The organism is Marinobacter shunpengi, assembly GCF_045449715.1.
GTDB lineage: Bacteria > Pseudomonadota > Gammaproteobacteria > Pseudomonadales > Oleiphilaceae > Marinobacter.
This window is the reverse complement of record NZ_JBJJLA010000015.1, coordinates 411,331-427,235: the sequence shown is the minus strand read 5'-3', so window position 1 is coordinate 427,235 and position 15,905 is coordinate 411,331. Positions and strand designations below refer to the sequence as shown.

Below are 15,905 nucleotides of genomic sequence, written 5' to 3'. Positions count from 1 at the left end.
AACGCTTCCAAAACAAAAGCTTACCAGTAGCTTTTGGCTTAACAACAAGTTTGATGCGGGGTGGAGCAGTCTGGTAGCTCGTCGGGCTCATAACCCGAAGGTCGTTGGTTCGAATCCAGCCCCCGCTACCAATATGAGAAAAGCCAGCTTATAGCTGGCTTTTTTCGTTTCGGAGGGAGCTTGAATCGCCATTGTCTTTCCGAATGGCAAGTCACCAGATATGGCGTCATGTTAGCTCCGCCACTACCATCCAGCGCTATAAATGAGTAAGTTACGGGTTTGCGTTTTTGGGGGCAGTAGAAAGGAATGCTTGATTTTATTACCCGGATGGTAGGCAGCAGCCCAATCGAAGTGGTAGCCGTGGCCTGTGGCTTGATCAATGTTGTCCTTATTGTGCGGCGTTCGATCTGGAACTACCCGTTTGGTTTTGTGATGGTGCTGTTGTATGCCCGTATCTTCTACGACTACAGGCTTTATAGTGACGCCCTGTTACAGATCTACTTCTTCTTTATCCAGTTCTACGGCCTGTACTGCTGGCTTAAAGGTCGTGGGCTTGATGGCAAGGTGGAAGTCGGGTCGATGGGGTGGCAGGGGCTGGCGCTCTGGCTGGCTGTGACGGCTGCTTGCTGGCTGGTATTGAGTGTGCTGATGGACCGGTTCACCGATGCTTCGTTGCCATACTGGGACGGAGCCATTGCTGCCCTGAGCATGCTGGCGCAGTTCCTGCTCTCCCGCCGATACATTGAAAGCTGGGTGTTCTGGATCACGGTTGATGTCCTCGCGATCGGGCTGTTCTCCGTTAAGGGGCTGTATCCCACCGCAGCGCTGTATGGCGTTTTCCTGGTCCTGGCCATAACCGGCTTGCTTCAGTGGCGGCAGCAGCAACGTCCGGCTCATGTGACGGCGGTGGCCTGACGGTGACAACGGACTCGGTATCCCGAGGGTTTCTCCTTGGCAAGTTCATGCCTTTCCATGAGGGGCATGCCTACCTGTGCGAAGTAGCCGCCGGGCTGGTTGACCAGCTCACGGTGCTGGTATGTACCCGGGACTGTGAGCCGATTCCCGGCCACCTGCGCTTCGAGTGGGTGCAAAACAGCGTCCCGTCGAATGTGCGGGTGATTCACCTACACCGGGATATCCCACAGGAGCCGAAAGACCATCCCCGGTTCTGGGATATCTGGCGCGATGCGATTCGTGAGTGCCACCCGGAGCCAATCCATCGGGTTTTTGGCTCTGAATCCTACGTGCACCGTCTGGCTGGCGAGCTTGGGGCATCTCCTTTTGTCCTGGATCAGCGGAGGGAGGCCATCCCGGTCTCCGCCACGAGTATCCGGGAGAATGCATCGGCAAACTGGCGCTATATTCCGGTGGTCGTCCGTCCCTATTACCAGAAACGGGTGTGCGTGCTTGGTGCGGAAAGTACTGGCAAGACAGAGCTGTGCAAAAGACTGTCCGCTCATTTCAATACCATGTGGGTGCCGGAATTCGGTCGGACGTTCGATGCCATGCGACGGGGGAATGCCGACTGGACGGAAGATGAGCTAATAGCTCTCGCCGGGGGCCATACCCGCAGCAGGGAGGCATTGGCCAAACGGGCAGGCCCGCTGTACTTTGAAGATACGGATCTGATCCAGACACTAGTGTGGGCGGAGTACCTTCTTGGCCGCCGCCCGACCAGACTGGAAACGCTGCTACAGGGCTGGCAACCCGCCAACCACTATCTGTTGATGGATCCTGGCGTACCATGGGTGGATGATGGCACCCGCTACGACGCTTCCGAGGAAACGCGGTGGTGGTTCCATCGAACCCTGAAGGCGAGGCTGGAGTCCTTGGCTCTGGGTTACACGGAGGTTCGTTCCCAGGGCTGGGACCCGCGTTTTCATGAAGCCCTGTCGATACTTGCGCTGCCCTGAGCCCTGGCCTATCCAGAATCTACAGCCCCGTGGGCTGGACCCGCCTTCGGCCCTTTGAGCGGGTATACCTCCGGTGGGAGCGGAATATGATCCATCAAAGGACGGATTCTATTGCTTCTATCAACTCAGCATCCATCAACCCGGAGACTAGAACTGCAATAACCAGATGTTGTCTGAGGTGGCTCATGATTCAGTCTCCGTTGACGCCGTTTCCTTGACTGTACGCCATTTGCCAAACCTTGGCTCAGCAGGCCCGGGACGGTGGTATTACATTGTCGGTCAGTACCCCGGCGGCACCCGAAACCCCGCCAGCTCTCCATCCTCCAGCAGTCGTGCAAAGGCCAGGGTGGTCAGGTCCCGCCCCGGGGCGCCGATGATCTGCAGGTTGTAAGGCAGGCCTTCACGGGTGACGCCGATGGGCACCGAGGTGGCTGGCAGGCCCAGCAGGGTGGCCAGGGCAATCCAGCAGAACTGGTCGTGGTAGGGCCGGGTTTCGCCGTTGACCCGGATCTGGCGGCGATACTGGGGGTCGCGCTGGTCATGGGGGATGGCAGTGACCGGGTTGACCGGTGCGAGGATCACGTCCACATCCCGGAAGACCTCTTCCACCTGTTCCCGCATCTTCTCCCGGGTTTCGTTCCACTGCATCCAGCGGCCATGGCCCTGGCTGGTGCCCCGGGCGAACTCCGCCATGCCGTGGGTCATGGGGCCCATCTTACGCAGGGGTTTCTCGGCCAGGGCAAACAGCTTCAGCCGGCGTTTCTGCTGGCTGGTCATATCGACGCTCAGCAGGCTGCCCAGCAGGTTGAAGTAGACTGGCATGATCCGCTTGAGGGAGAGCAGGGGATGGTGCAGCGGGGTGACGAGGGCGCCCCGTTCCGCCAGGTTGTCCGACAGTCGCCGGTAGCCATTGCTCAGTTCATGATCCACCGGGCATACCGGGTCTTCGAACCAGAGGCCGACCCGGGCCTGCTCCAGGGATTCCAGGGTGGCCGGCTCCATGGCCAGTTGCCAGCTCCGGGCCTGGTGGGGGCGTGGGCCGGCAATCACTGTCAGCAGGGTTTCCAGGTCCCGGGCCGACCGGGCCATGGGGCCACCTTCCGCCAGGTCGGGCTGGCTTACCGTGCCGGGAGGACCGGGGACATGGCCCCGGAAGGATACCAGCGTCCGGCTGGGCTTGTGGCCGAATACCCCGCAGAAGTGGGTTGGAGTGCGGATGGAGCCGGCCAGGTCACTGCCTACCTCCAGGGGTGTCATACCCGCCGCCAGGGCCGCTGCGGCGCCGCCGGAGGATCCCCCTGGCGTGCGTTCCCGGTTCCAGGGGTTGTTGGTGGTGCCGTATACCTCGTTGTAGGTCTGGATGTCGGAGGTGAAGAACGGCACGTTGGTCTTGCCGATTACGATGGCGCCTGCGTCCAGCAGCCGCTGTACGATATCCGCCGGGTGATCCGGGTAGTGGCCGGCCAGCACGGGGGCGCCGGAGGTGCAGGTCATGCCCGGTACCTGCCAGCTATCCTTGAGGGTCAGCGGCACGCCCAGCAGGGCACCGCCCGGGCTGCCGGACTGGCGCAGGCGGTCGGCTTCCCGGGCTTCGGCCAGGGCCTGCTCCTCGTTCAGGGCGACCACGGCGTTCAGGGATGGGTTATGGGTCTTGATGCGGTCCAGCAGCGCCCGGGTCAGGTCTTCGCTGGTCAGCTTGCCAGCGTCCATCATCCGTACCAGCTCCTGGGCAGTACAGTAGTGCAATGGGTGATCCATGAGCGTCCCTCAGCCGATCCTATAACTGCTCGCGCCAGCGCTTGTGGTGTACCTGCTCCTTTATAGCGTCAATGATCTCCAGCGTCAGGTTGATCAATACCTCATTCCCCTGGCGCTGGCCCAATTCTGTATCCACGGTACCTTGTTGTGTCGTCAGTTGGGATGGATCCGGCAGCAGGGCGTCCACCAGGTCGTTGATAAAGTCATGGTTGCGGCTACTGGAGAGGTCTTCCATCACCTGGTTGAGGACATGGGCGGTAATGTCACCGACCACTTCTTCCAGGGTGCCCCGCACCTGGTTGCCAAAAATCGGCAGCAGCTTCAGGCGGGCCATCTCCGGGTTCTGGCGAATGGCCTCGTTGATACAGCTCTCCAGATACTGGCGCAGAGCGTCGCGATTGGGGATATAACCCTGGGAGGCCAGGTCCGCCACCCGGTCGGAAATCCATCCGATCAGCACGTCCTTGCGTGGATAGATGATGTCGCTCTGAACCTTCTCCATTAGCGGAGAGCCCCGGCGCACTTCGTCCTGAACTCCGCTCAGTACCTTGAGCACGATGCGATCGGACAGCTCTTCCATGAACGCCTCGTAATAAAAGGCAAGAAACTGGAACAGGCGGGTACGGGTAAAATCAATAATGCCGTAGCGGTGCAAACGATAGACAATACTGATGATACGAAGCACCCTCAGGAACCTCATGCCACTGGTGGGTATGCAGCCGAGGAGGTCATACCAGTGGATGAATGGATAGAAGTACCATCGCTGGTAGATCCCGCGCCATACCGCATAGAGCCAGCGTACGAAAAACTCTGTCAGGAAAATGCTGACGAAAATAAGGTCATAGAAGATGAAATTGCGGTGAACCGGCTGATAGACGTTGTAGAATGCTGGCAGGGATTCCCGGAAGAAATCCTGAATGGCTTCAAAGTGGTAGATGGAATCAAAGATGATCACCGCCAGGTTGAGAACAAGCAGTCCGAGCATCAGGAAGTCGATGACAAACCAGATGGTCTGGTGGCTTTTCTTGAGATTCTCCCGATTGATGGTGAACATCCGCAGGTGGTAACTCCCGTAACGGCCTGGTCGTTTGACTGCAGTGTGCAGGTGTATTCAGAAAGCTTCTACATCACTGGGCCGGGGCCTTTGTATCCTGTTGTCAGAAGCTCCGCAACAGACTAGCGTATTTGGACGTTCACGACGAACCTGTAATACAGCCGAAGTTGTCCCCATACCGGACCCCATTCAACACCACAGGCCGTCGGCGACCGGAGTGGAATTTGCTAATCAGACAATTATCAGGAAGATACCGGACCGGTAAAGGCCTCCTCAAGTTACTTTTTCGGGTAGCCCTGGCGCTGATGCCGGTGGTTGGTTCCGCCAGCCAGGTGGATATTCGTATGGAGGGCGATTACCCGGATCTGCTGCAGAACGCCCGGGCGTTCGTCGGCGAGGTGGAGGGCCATGACCGGTCTTCCCTGCGTCGTTATGGGGACACCGTGGAGGAGCGCATCCAGCAGGCACTGCGTGCCCTCGGCTATTATGCCCCCGCCATTTCCCGGGAGCTCCAGGACGGCGACCCGCCGATGCTGGTGATGACCGTCACCCCCGGTGAACCGGTGCGGGTGATCTCCCGGGAGGTGACGATCACTGGTCCCGCCAGCGATGATCCCGAGTTCAGTGCCCCCTTTCCCCAGCAGCCTGCGGTGGGGGATGTGCTGAATCACGGTCAGTACGAATCACTTCGCCAGGCCATCAGCAGCCGTGCTTCCCGTCTGGGGTATTTCGATGGCCAGTTCGAGGAGCGCAGGCTGGCAGTGAACCCGCAAACCCGGGAGGCGGAGATCCGGCTGCGGTTTGCCAGTGGTGAGCGCTATCGCCTGGGGGAGGTCACCTTCAACGAGGACCACGTATTCGAACCCTCGTTCCTGCGGCGGTTTGTCCAGTTTGAACCCGGCACCCTGTACCATGCCGACAAGGTGGCTGACCTCAGCTCCAGCCTGTCCAACAGTGGTTATTTCTCCCAGTCCCTGGTGACGGCGCCGCCCAACGAGGCGGTTGACCGCGTGATTCCGGTATCCGCCAGGGTGAGTGAGCGGAAACCCCGCTCCCTTGGTGCCGGTGTGGGCTACTCCACGGACGTAGGCCCCCGTTTCCGGGGCAACTGGGAAGAACATTGGATCAATGCCCTGGGCCACCGGCGTGGTGCGGATATGGAACTGTCGGCGCCACGACAGAACCTCACCGGGTGGTATGAGATCCCCCTGGATCCGCCGATGACGGATTCCCTGCGGTTCGGCGTTGGGTACCAGCGTGAGGATATCGAGGATGTGGAATCCGACCGTTTCAGCATCGGCACCCAGTGGAAGCACGAGATGGAAAACGACTGGACGCGGGTGCTGTCCCTGCGTTGGGAGCGGGAGCGGTTCAACATCGGCAATTCCGAATCCGGCACCACCCGTCTGTTGCTGCCGGGCATTTCCCTGTCCAGACTGGAATCCGACTCACCCATCGACCCCTCCCGGGGGTACCGGTTGGGGGTTGATGTTACCGGGGGGCTGCGGGACTTGTTCTCTACGGTCGACGTGCTACAGGTCACCACCCAGGCCAAGGGGTTGATTACCCTGGCTGATAACCATCGTTTCCTTGGCCGGATTGACGTTGGCGCCGTTGCCACCAATGATTACTCCGCGATACCGCCGTCCCTGCGTTTCTTTACCGGTGGCGACCAGAGTGTCCGGGGGTACGGCTACGAGACCCTGACACCGGAGGATTCGGACGGCGCTGGCGTTGGTGGGCGCTACAAGCTGGTGGGCAGTGTGGAGTACCAGTACGAAGTGGCCGACAGGTGGCGGATCGCCACTTTCGTGGACAAGGGTAACGCTATCGATAATCTGGCCGATCCGTTGGCCACCGGTGTCGGTGTGGGCGTGCGCTGGATCAGTCCGGTGGGTCCCCTGCGGTTCGACATCGCCAGGGGGCTGGATGAAGAATTCGGCGGTGGCTGGCGATTCCACTTTTCCATGGGGCCGGAGCTATGAGCAGGGTGACATCGGTGCTGAAAACCGGGCTGAAATGGCTGCTGATCACCCTGTTGGTCATCCTGCTGCTGGTGGCACTGCTGATCGGAGCAATCCTGGTGGCATTGAGCTCCGATGCCGGCACCGCCTGGGTGCTCGAACAGGTTCCCGGGCTGGAGACCACGGACGCCCGTGGTTCCATCCTGGGGGAGTGGCAGGCTGGCCAACTCACCTGGCAGGGCTACGGCGTGCGGGTGGAGGCCGAATCTCCGCTGATCCGCTGGCGACCGGCCTGCCTGTTACGCCAGCGGGTCTGCCTGGAGCAATTGGAGGCGGACGCCCTCGACGTCACCCTGTCCGATACGGGGGCGGAGGAGGCGGACGGCGGTCTTATCGAATTGCCGGACATCGCCCTGCCGGTGAACCTCGATATTGGTTCTGTTGAACTGGGCCCCTTCCACCTGAACGATACCCTGGTCTGGGATCGCCTGAGCCTGGGTGCGGGGGGCGGTGGTTCCGACTTTCACGTCCGGGAACTCACCCTGGTGCGGGAAGACATCACAGTGGCGCTGGATGGCCGCATTGAAACCCGTGGTGACTGGCCCCTGGCGGTGAACCTGGACCTGCAACTGCCACCACCCTCCGGGGACCAGTGGCGAGTAACCGGCGAACTCCGGGGCAGTGTACGGGACCTGCGCACCAGCCTGGTCTCGTCCGGCTACCTGGATGGTCGCGTGAAGGGCGAGCTGTCCCCCCTTGACCCATCGCTGCCGGCCTCCCTGGAGTTCCGGTCGGATCGTTTCCATGCACTGGAGACCCTGCCGGAAACCCTCGTGCTCAAGGACTGGACCCTGACCGCCCGGGGGAACCTGGAGAACGGCTATCGTCTCAATACCCGGGCCAACCTGCCAGGCCAGCAGGGAGATATCGGTCTCGATATCTCCGGTCGGGTGACTCAGTCGGAGGCGGATCGGTTGCAGCTGACCCTGAGCGGCCCCTCGGTGACCGGGGAGGGCCAGGCCGAACTGTCGGTGGATGGGCAGGTGTCATGGCAGGACCAACTGACGGCGGAGGCCCGGGTGGCGATGGGGGCCTTCCCCTGGTATTCGCTGTTGCCCGGGGTGCAGCCGCCACCGGTCACCATCCAGTCCCTGGAGGTCAGTGCAGAGTATGCCAACGAGCAGTACCAGGCCACCCTGAACCTGGCCGCCGCGGGGCCCATGGGCGATTCCACCCTGGACACCCGGGTTGATGGTGATCTCCAGTCGGTGAAGTTGACCGAACTGGTCATGACCACCGGTGCCGGGCGCCTGGAGGGTGAGGTCGAGGTGGGTTTCGCCGACCGTCTGAACTGGCAGGCGGACCTGACCCTGCAGGGTTTCAACCCCGGGTTCTGGGTGCCCCAGGCCACCGCAAGCATCAGTGGTTCCGTCGCCTCCCGGGGACAGCTTGATGAGGAAGGCCGGCCGGATTTCACCGCCAACTGGGACCTGGACGGGCAGTGGCAGGAGGCACCTCTGGCCAGCCACGGGCAGGTGGAAGCCGCTGCCGGGCAGTGGCGGATTCCTGAGGTGCTGGCGAGCATCGGCGAGAACCGTGTCACCGCCTCGGGGCAGCTACAGGACCCGATGGAGCCGTCGGGGGAGTTGTCGGTTGAGGGCGCCGTGGAGCTGCCGGAGCCAGGCCTGATTGTGCCTGGCCTGGCAGGCACCCTGAACGGAACCGTCTCCCTGTCCGGGCCAATCCGGTTGCCCCAAGGCAATCTGGATCTCTCCGCCAGCCGTCTGGCCTGGCAGGATCAGGTCAGTATCGGGAGCCTGGACCTGCAGGCCCGGCTTGATGAGTCACAGTCACTGGATGCTGATTTGGCGGTGTCCTCCCTGCAGGCGGGCGGACAGACCGTGGAGCAGGCCGAGGCCGACCTTCAGGGTACCCTGGACGACCACCGCCTGACGCTGTCGGTACGGCATCCGGCGGCGGTGGTGGAAGCCGCCCTGTCCGGCGCCTGGCAGTCTGCGGGCGGCGGCCAGTGGCGGGGGCAACTGGCCAGCGGCGAAGTGGAGCTGAGCGGGCCTGATCAGACCTGGCGGCTGGAGGAGCCGGCCCCCATCGACTTTATCGACCAGACACTGACCCTGGGTGCCCACTGCTGGCGCTGGCAGGACAGCACCCTCTGTGCCGGCGAGCAAACGCTGTTTCCGGATACCGCACTGGCACTGGAGATCAATGATTTCCCCACGGCCACCCTGGCGCCACTGCTGCCGGAAACGGTGAGCTGGAACGCCATGATCAACGGTTCCCTGGATGTCGAACTGGAGGAGGATGGCCCCCGTGGAACCGTCCAGTTGGGGGCGGGCCCCGGCGAAGTCGTGGTGACCCTGGGGGGGGACCAGGAGACCCTGGCCTACCAGACCCTGGATGTGACTCTGGATATGGAGCCCCAGGTGGCCAGGGTGACACTGCGGTTCGATGGCGAGGATGTGGGCAGGCTGTCGGTGGACCTGTCGGTGGATCCCACCGCAGAGGAACTGCCGTCCACCGGCTCCTATGACATTGATGGGGTTGACCTGGAGATGCTGGGAACCTTTGTTGACCTGAAGGACATCGGCGGTCAGATCGCCGGCTCCGGTCGCCTGGAAGGTCCGCTGATGGCCCCCCAGGTATACGGGCAGGTTTCCCTCACCGGTGGCCGGGTGATCGACGAGAAGGTGCCCATCCCGGTGGAAGACCTTAATCTCCAGGCCAACTTCAACGGTAGCCAGGCGGACCTGGATGGTAGCTGGCAGAGCAATGGCACCGGGCGTGGCGAGATTGGCGGTAATGTGGACTGGTCCCGCGAGCTCCGGTTCACCATGACCCTGAAAGGCGAGAGGCTGCCCCTGCACTACGAGCCCTATGCGGACCTGGAGGTCTCCCCGGATCTGGAGATCCGTATGGCCGACGGCGGACTGAGTGTTGCCGGCAGGATTGCCATCCCCAAGGGGCGCATCGAAGTCCGGAAGTTGCCAGAGCAGGCGGTTGCAGTATCCGATGATGAGGTGATCCTGGGTGATGAGAAGGAATCCGAAGGCGGTCTGTCGCTGGATATGAACGTGACCGTGGTCGTGGGCGAGGAAAAGGTCAGCTTCGAGGGCTTCGGTGTTACCGGGGACCTGGAAGGGGAACTGAACATCGGTAACAACATGGACACCCGGGGCTCCCTGCAACTGGTGGGCGGGCAATACGAGGCCTTCGGCCAGGAGCTGGAGATACGGCGGGCGCGCCTGGTATTCCTGGGGCCGGTGAGCGAACCCTACCTGGATATCGAGGCCATTCGCGAGGTGGACGACGTGGTGGCCGGCATCCGCCTGTCCGGTCCGGCCAGGGAGCCGGAGACCGAGGTGTTCTCGGAACCGGCCATGTCCCAGAACGAGGCCCTGTCGTACCTGATCCTGGGGCGCCCCCTGCAGAGCCAGGGGGACCAGAACCAGGTCAGCCGCATGGCGCTGGCTCTGGGCCTGAACCGTGCCAGCGGGATTACCCGGGGTCTCGGTGAGGCGTTCGGCATCCAGGACCTGACCCTGGAGGCAGAAGGGTCAGGCGAGGATTCGGCGGTGGTAGCCAGTGGCTACCTGACCGAGGACCTCAGTATCCGCTACGGGGTGGGCCTGTTCGAGCCGGTGACTACCGTGGCCTTACGCTATGACCTCGGGCGCTATTTCTACATCGAGGCCGCCAGCGGACTGGCGGCCTCACTGGACATCTTCTACAACCGGGACTTCTGAGCCAGATATTATTCCGGCTCATTCCATGGTGAAGGTGGCCTGGACCGTGGCACTGATATCCCGGGGCCCGACTTCGCTGACCGTATCCGCCGTTGCCGAGGCCTCCTGCATGCGCATCATGATGGGACCACCGCCTGACGATTGCAGGTTCAGGGACTTGACCTCTCCGCAGTCCATGCCGAGCTGTTCCGCCGCAAACTGGCAGCGGTCCCGGGCGTTGCTGATCGCCTTGGCCAGGGCATCCTGCTGGAGTTGCTCCTCGGCGGAGTGGAAGAACTGGTGCTGGCCCAGGTTGTAGTTCATGCCCAGGTCCTGTGCCCTGGTGAGTACCGGGTTCAGCAGGGTCAGGTCATGGATTTCAAAGCTCACGGTCTGACTGGCGACGGCGATGATCTTCGGTTCCTCCGATTTGCCATTCCGGGGGTGATGCTGCCGCTGGTAGAGGTGGGCCGAGGCGTCGCTGTAGTCCACCAGCTGGTCGCGGATATCGGTAATGCTCTCACGCCAGCGTTCCATCACGGCCCGAACCTCGCTGATGGCCTTGTCGGAATCTTCGTGCTCCGCCGTGACGGTGAAACTCAGACGGGCGCTGTCGGGTACGTACCTTACCTTTCCCTCGCCGGTCAGGCTGACCTCGGCGGGAGCGGCCAGGGCCGGTGCTATCGGCAGGACAAACAGGGCGGCCAGGGCTGGGGTGCCAATCAGGCGGGCGATACTACGGGTCATCGGTTTCTCCTTAATGATGTCGACAATCAGTCCGTTGGTTCGGGCAAATCCTCCCGGACCAGGCGGGCAAGTTTGAGTTGTTCGGCGGTATGCACGAAATCCGCAAAAATGCGCCGATGGGGGCCATGGTAGAGCAGGTATTCCGGGTGCCATTGCACCCCCATCAGCCATTGCCCGTGGGTGTTCTCGAATGCCTGTACAAACAGGTCGTCGTCCAGGGCACTGACCCTGAGCCCACGGCCAAGCCACTGGATGGCCTGGCTGTGGATGCGGTTGGCGCCGATACTTCGCGTCCTTATGATCCCGCCAAGCCGGGTTGGTTCCACAACGCGGATCCTTTGTAAGGGTAGCAGCAGTGGTCGATGGCGGGTATGAACCCTGAGCGGGGTCACGTCCTGGCACAGGGAGCCGCCCCGGTATACGTTGATCAATTGTGCGCCACGGCAGATCCCCAGCACCGGCAGGTGCAGCCGCTCCGCTTCCCGCAGCAGCATCTGGTCGGTGCGGTCCCGCTTGCGGTCGTAACGGGCCTCCACCTGGGGCTGCTGGCCATACAGGTCAGGGTGGATATGCGTCCCGCCGGACAGCACGATGCCATCCAGCAGGGACACGTCGATGGGGCGTCCCGGACGGATGAAATGGGTATGGGCCCCGTACAGCCGCAGCCCCAGGCTGATCAGCCGATCCGAGGTACGCCGGCGGGCGGGGCCGCTGATACCGATGGTCAGCCCCGGAACCTCCCAGTCGTCGTCGGTATGAGGGTCAGACATAACCTCGGTTCTCCAGCCATTGCTGGCACCGGCTGCGCCAGGTACTGGTCAGGTTTCTGAAGGACAGGGTCCGGCCCTCACGGAACAGGTCGTTCAGTTCCTTCTGCTGTTTGGGGTGTGACACGATCTGCTCCAGCACCACCCAGTCGTTCCAGACCGTGGAGAAATGCCAGGCGGGGTTGTCGATATCACAGTCCGGCAGCCGGTAATGCAGCGTTGGCCTGGACTTGATCCGGGGGTCATCCACGTACTCCGCAAGCAGGTCCGCGTCCAGGTGGGCGAACAGCGGCAGCAGGTCCAGGGCCCGGTTGCGGGTGGGGTTGTCTTCCAGGTAGTCACGCATCAGGCCCTCGAGGTCCGGGGCGTAGTCCTCCGCAATCAGGCGGTCCACATAACTGCCGGCCCAGGGTTCGATATAGTTGGTGAGCTTGCGGCTGAAATCCAGTTGGTGGCGGCCCTTGAGCCAGTCGTAGAGGGCGGCGAATGTCTGCAGGTAGCGGCGCAGGGTATCCGCATCCAGGTTCGGCAGCTCGGGGTTGAGCTGGAGACCGAAGGCGTAGAGTATGGCCTCCCGGCTGCCGACAGCGCCGGCTTCCCGCAACCGGTCCGACAGCCTCTCAATGGTATCGAGCTGGTCAAAGGGCACCGGCGGCGAGACAATTTCCAGGGGTACCAGGCGCTCAGCCGCGTAGTCGATCATTTCCATGGCATGGCCGCCGAGCTCCCGCAGGGATTCCGGCACCCGCTCATCCCGCAGGTCCAGCTCCTTGATGGGGTCGGAATCCAGTTCAACGGTGAACTCCCCCAGGGGGGTGTCCACCTTGCTTACATACCGGCCACTGTTGCTGGCGGTTCCGTCCAGAATTTCCGCGGCCAGGGCTACCAGTTTCTCGTAGCCCAGGCCCGAGATTTCGATCTCCACTCCCACACTTCTTGGCTTTCCGTCCCGCGTGGTCATCACGTCGGGCATCCTGCAGCGACTGGCCATGGGCGTTGCTCCCCGGTTCGGGTTGACTGTGGTGTGCCTGTCCATCCCGGTGGCCGGGATGGACTGTTGCGTTGAAAGACGTCTCGCCGTGACGGACATGCCGACTTCGAGCATACAGGGGTTTACACTGGATAAAATACTGTATAAAGTCTGAGTTACTGTATATAACCCCAGCATCGGCGGACAGCAGTCCAGCCATTGTGCCGGAGGAAGGCCGGGGCAGGGAACTGCCACAGGAGAGAAAACGCCATGAAACTGACTGCAAGACAGAGCCAGGTACTGGACATCATTCGCCGCTACGTGGATGAGACCGGCTATCCGCCGACCCGGGCGGAAATTGCCCTGGAACTGGGTTTCCGTTCCGCCAACGCCGCCGAGGAACATTTGCGGGCGCTGGCCCGCAAGGGCGCGATCGAGATGGTGCCCGGCACCAGCCGTGGTATCCGCCTGCCCGAGGAGGAGGAAAACCCCGGCCTGCCGGTGGTCGGCCAGGTGGCGGCGGGTAATCCGATCCTTGCCCAGGAGAACATCGAGGACTACTGCACCCTGCAGCCGGAGTTCTTCCATCCGTCAGCGGACTACCTGCTGCGGGTCAGGGGCATGAGCATGAAGGATATCGGCATCCTGGACGGCGACCTGCTGGCGGTACATCGCACCCAGGATGTCCACAACGGCCAGGTGGTGGTCGCCCGGGTGGGGGAAGAGGTGACGGTCAAGCGTTTCCGCCGCGAAGGTGCCCAGGTGCTGCTCATCGCCGAAAACGATGAATTCGAACCGATAGTGGTGGACCTGCGTGAGCAGGAGTTGGTGATTGAAGGGCTCGGGGTCGGCGTCATCCGCCGTTCCGACCTGCACTAGAAGTTTATCAAGTGGTCCCGGGCAGGGGCTGCAACGAATCCGGGAGGATCTCATGGAACAGTTGGGTTTGAGCATGAATACGGCTGCTATACCTGTTACCGGCGCAGTAGCGCCGCAGGCGGCGGCGCGGCCCCGGCGGTTGCATGCCGGGGCATCACCGGTGCCCTCCGATCCGGTCCGGGCCGGAGGGGCCAGCGAGGTGCCGGAAACCGGTGCGTCCCGGGCGAATGTGACGGAGGTCATCCTGCCACCGGGGCAGGTGGAGAATTTCCAGTTGCTGCTGCCGATGTTGACGCAACTGAACCAGGAGCGCCGGTGGCTGGCCTGGATCGATCCGCCTCAGGAGCTGGTCAGCAAGTGGCAGACCATGCATGGCATTGTCGCCAGTGAGTTGCTGGTTCTGAGGTCCACCCGTGACTATTCAGCCTTTGAGCTGGCGGAGCGGGCTCTGGGCGCCGGCACCTGCCATGCCGTGGTGATGTGGACCAGCCGATTGTCCAGCCGTGATTTCGGCGCCCTGGAGCGAGCGTCAGCGCAGGGGCAGAGCCATGGAGTCATCCTCCGGACCCGGTAGCCGTTGCGTTGCGGGAAGCAGCTTGGCTCGGGGTGTCAGGGGTTAGCCCGACAGTGCCCGGGCGCCTGCCATTCAGTGAAGGGTGTGGTGAGCGTGAGGCTCGAAATCTTCCGGATCGGCATCCTCCCACTCGACGGCGTCGTTGATCTGCCCCACCGCCTGGATGCCGGCATCGATCATGGCTCGGGCCACAGTCATATCCCGGTTTTCCATCAACTCACGGGCCTCCTGGGAGAAGGATATCCTGACCAGGGGTGCTGAGTCGTCATCCACGCGCTTGAGGGCGTAGTCGCCGTTACTCAGTTGTACGATTTCAAAGAATGAAGGTGACATAGAATCCTTACTTCAGGCTTGGATGGCGGTTACCACTCGGCGTGCCGCTCACCCAGGTCGTTAACAAATGTTTTCATCGCCGCCAGGGTGTCCAGCAACCCATCTGCGGAACGATCCGGGCCGGGGGCCGCGGATACCGCGATGACGTTGTCCTCCGATACGTTCTTCTGCTGTTTTTGCGGCTGGCTCTGGGACAATTCCAGTTGATCCAGATGGTGCCACCAGCTATCGGGGGTGCGGGACAGTTCACCCAGAATCTCGGCGTCCGGCGTATCCGCGATCAGGGTGGACAGTTCTGCCAGGGAGGCCGGCATGGCATGCTTGTCCTGGTGATAGCGGGCTACCAGGGCAAGCAGCAACTGCCGTGCACGTAGGGACAGTTCGATCGCGCCCTGGATACAGGCTTCCCGCTCTGTGGTGGAAACCTGACTCCGGGCGGACCGGGCCAACTGGGTGGCCAGGTAGATTTTCTGGGATACCAGGGACTGCCACTGTGATGACATGGCGTACCAACCCTCGTGCAGATGCTGAATAAACGTCCAAGTTTACCAGAATGTGAAGGGGATTTCTTCAGGCAATACCGGGTTATCCGGTGTTATGTACTGTCGAAAGGTCAGGACTTTTGCGGACTCTGGCTTGTATACTCGCGGATATAACGGGATTCCAGAACCAGCAAGGGGAGAATGTCATGTCCGACCAAGCCAATCAGGCGCTGGCGCGCCTTGATCAGCATATTGCCGGCCTCAGGCAGGCGTTGGAGGCCAGCGACTGGGACCGGCTGGCGGATCTGAACCGCGATGTCCGCAACCTTGTTGACCCGGTGATGAAGGCCCTGGAGCAGCAACAGCTGCCGCTGGAAGCAGTTCAGAAACGGCTCTCCGAACTGGATGGCTTTGTCCGGGAAGCCGACGCGGCCGCCCGGGAGGCCCGGGACGAAGCCCGGGACGCGCTGGAGCAGGCGGGCCAGAACCGCAAGGCGGCCAACGCCTATGCCAGGGTGTCGAGTCGTAACCGGTGATCTGGGGCTATTGGAGAGGCCGGGTGCCCCGTCGGAATGATAACGCTGACAGATCCGTACCATTCCTCTGCGTCATAAAATTGACTCTCTCTCTTTTAACGTCTTAAATACCGCACAAATAATCAGGACTCCGGAGGCTCCCTGGGCGCCGGAAGGAGAGCGTGCGGAAACTGCCGTCCCCGACA

The 15,905-nt window shown here is 62.0% G+C and carries 14 protein-coding genes and 1 tRNA gene; 8 read left to right on the top strand and 7 right to left on the bottom strand.

Translation table 11 applies throughout. From position 1 onward, the window contains the following. Nucleotides 1–54: 54 nt before the first annotated feature. The 3 genes from ACJO3T_RS09970 (at nucleotide 55) to ACJO3T_RS09960 (ending at nucleotide 1,913) form a co-directional block, all read left to right on the top strand. Nucleotides 55–131: transfer RNA gene (locus ACJO3T_RS09970), tRNA-Met, on the top strand. 175 nt (nucleotides 132–306) lie between these two features. Next, on the top strand, nucleotides 307–915 hold the full coding sequence (gene pnuC, locus ACJO3T_RS09965) for a nicotinamide riboside transporter PnuC (RefSeq protein WP_406978407.1): 609 nt from the start codon (nucleotides 307–309) through the stop codon (nucleotides 913–915). Next, nucleotides 870–1,913, top strand: coding sequence for an AAA family ATPase (locus ACJO3T_RS09960; RefSeq protein ID WP_406978406.1), 1,044 nt, complete (start codon nucleotides 870–872; stop codon nucleotides 1,911–1,913). Before pnuC ends, ACJO3T_RS09960 begins: the two co-directional genes overlap by 46 nt. A gap of 279 nt (nucleotides 1,914–2,192) precedes the next feature. Here ACJO3T_RS09960 and ACJO3T_RS09955 read toward each other — a convergent pair whose 3' ends face one another. Together ACJO3T_RS09955 and ACJO3T_RS09950 are read right to left on the bottom strand one after the other, a co-directional pair. Beyond that, a complete protein-coding gene (locus ACJO3T_RS09955; protein ID WP_406978405.1) occupies nucleotides 2,193–3,671 on the bottom strand; it encodes an amidase in 1,479 nt (492 codons plus the stop codon). A 19-nt stretch (nucleotides 3,672–3,690) separates the two neighbouring features. Next, nucleotides 3,691–4,725 (bottom strand): hypothetical protein, encoded by a 1,035-nt coding sequence (locus ACJO3T_RS09950; RefSeq protein ID WP_406978404.1) that lies wholly within the window; start codon nucleotides 4,723–4,725, stop codon nucleotides 3,691–3,693. Between the two features lie 224 nt (nucleotides 4,726–4,949). Between ACJO3T_RS09950 and ACJO3T_RS09945 the strand changes: the two genes are divergently transcribed. Both ACJO3T_RS09945 and ACJO3T_RS09940 read left to right on the top strand, forming a co-directional pair. Then, nucleotides 4,950–6,710, top strand: coding sequence for an autotransporter assembly complex protein TamA (locus ACJO3T_RS09945; RefSeq protein WP_406964301.1), 1,761 nt, complete (start codon nucleotides 4,950–4,952; stop codon nucleotides 6,708–6,710). Beyond that, nucleotides 6,707–10,453 (top strand): translocation/assembly module TamB domain-containing protein, encoded by a 3,747-nt coding sequence (locus tag ACJO3T_RS09940; RefSeq protein ID WP_406978403.1) that lies wholly within the window; start codon nucleotides 6,707–6,709, stop codon nucleotides 10,451–10,453. The genes ACJO3T_RS09945 and ACJO3T_RS09940 overlap by 4 nt, the downstream gene beginning before the upstream one ends. Before the next feature lie 18 nt (nucleotides 10,454–10,471). On the opposite strand, the gene ACJO3T_RS09935 is transcribed toward ACJO3T_RS09940, so the two are convergent. Genes ACJO3T_RS09935 through ACJO3T_RS09925 form a run of 3 tightly spaced genes read right to left on the bottom strand, consistent with a single transcriptional unit; the run spans nucleotide 10,472 to nucleotide 12,937 of the window. Beyond that, entirely contained in the window at nucleotides 10,472–11,179 is a 708-nt protein-coding gene (locus tag ACJO3T_RS09935) for an SIMPL domain-containing protein (protein ID WP_406964303.1), read from the bottom strand. A 26-nt stretch (nucleotides 11,180–11,205) separates the two neighbouring features. Further along, entirely contained in the window at nucleotides 11,206–11,949 is a 744-nt protein-coding gene (locus ACJO3T_RS09930) for a gamma-glutamyl-gamma-aminobutyrate hydrolase family protein (RefSeq protein WP_406978402.1), read from the bottom strand. Beyond that, nucleotides 11,942–12,937, bottom strand: coding sequence for an amidoligase family protein (locus tag ACJO3T_RS09925; protein ID WP_406964305.1), 996 nt, complete (start codon nucleotides 12,935–12,937; stop codon nucleotides 11,942–11,944). Before ACJO3T_RS09925 ends, ACJO3T_RS09930 begins: the two co-directional genes overlap by 8 nt. Nucleotides 12,938–13,186: 249 nt before the next feature. Here ACJO3T_RS09925 and lexA point away from each other — a divergent pair, with 249 nt between their 5' ends. Next, nucleotides 13,187–13,795, top strand: a complete 609-nt coding sequence (gene lexA / locus ACJO3T_RS09920) for a transcriptional repressor LexA (protein WP_406978401.1) — start codon at nucleotides 13,187–13,189, stop codon at nucleotides 13,793–13,795. 52 nt (nucleotides 13,796–13,847) lie between these two features. Then, a complete protein-coding gene (locus ACJO3T_RS09915; protein WP_406978400.1) occupies nucleotides 13,848–14,369 on the top strand; it encodes a cell division inhibitor SulA in 522 nt (173 codons plus the stop codon). A gap of 72 nt (nucleotides 14,370–14,441) precedes the next feature. Here the strand turns inward: ACJO3T_RS09915 and ACJO3T_RS09910 are convergent, their stop codons facing one another. Further along, nucleotides 14,442–14,702, bottom strand: a complete 261-nt coding sequence (locus tag ACJO3T_RS09910; protein ID WP_406964309.1) for a hypothetical protein — start codon at nucleotides 14,700–14,702, stop codon at nucleotides 14,442–14,444. Nucleotides 14,703–14,731: 29 nt separating this feature from the next. Continuing rightward, entirely contained in the window at nucleotides 14,732–15,205 is a 474-nt protein-coding gene (locus tag ACJO3T_RS09905; protein WP_406978399.1) for a DUF6586 family protein, read from the bottom strand. Between the two features lie 185 nt (nucleotides 15,206–15,390). Here ACJO3T_RS09905 and ACJO3T_RS09900 point away from each other — a divergent pair, with 185 nt between their 5' ends. After that, complete coding sequence (locus ACJO3T_RS09900) at nucleotides 15,391–15,720, top strand: SOS cell division inhibitor (RefSeq protein WP_406964312.1); 330 nt, start codon at nucleotides 15,391–15,393, stop codon at nucleotides 15,718–15,720. The last annotated feature ends 185 nt before the right edge of the window (nucleotides 15,721–15,905 follow it).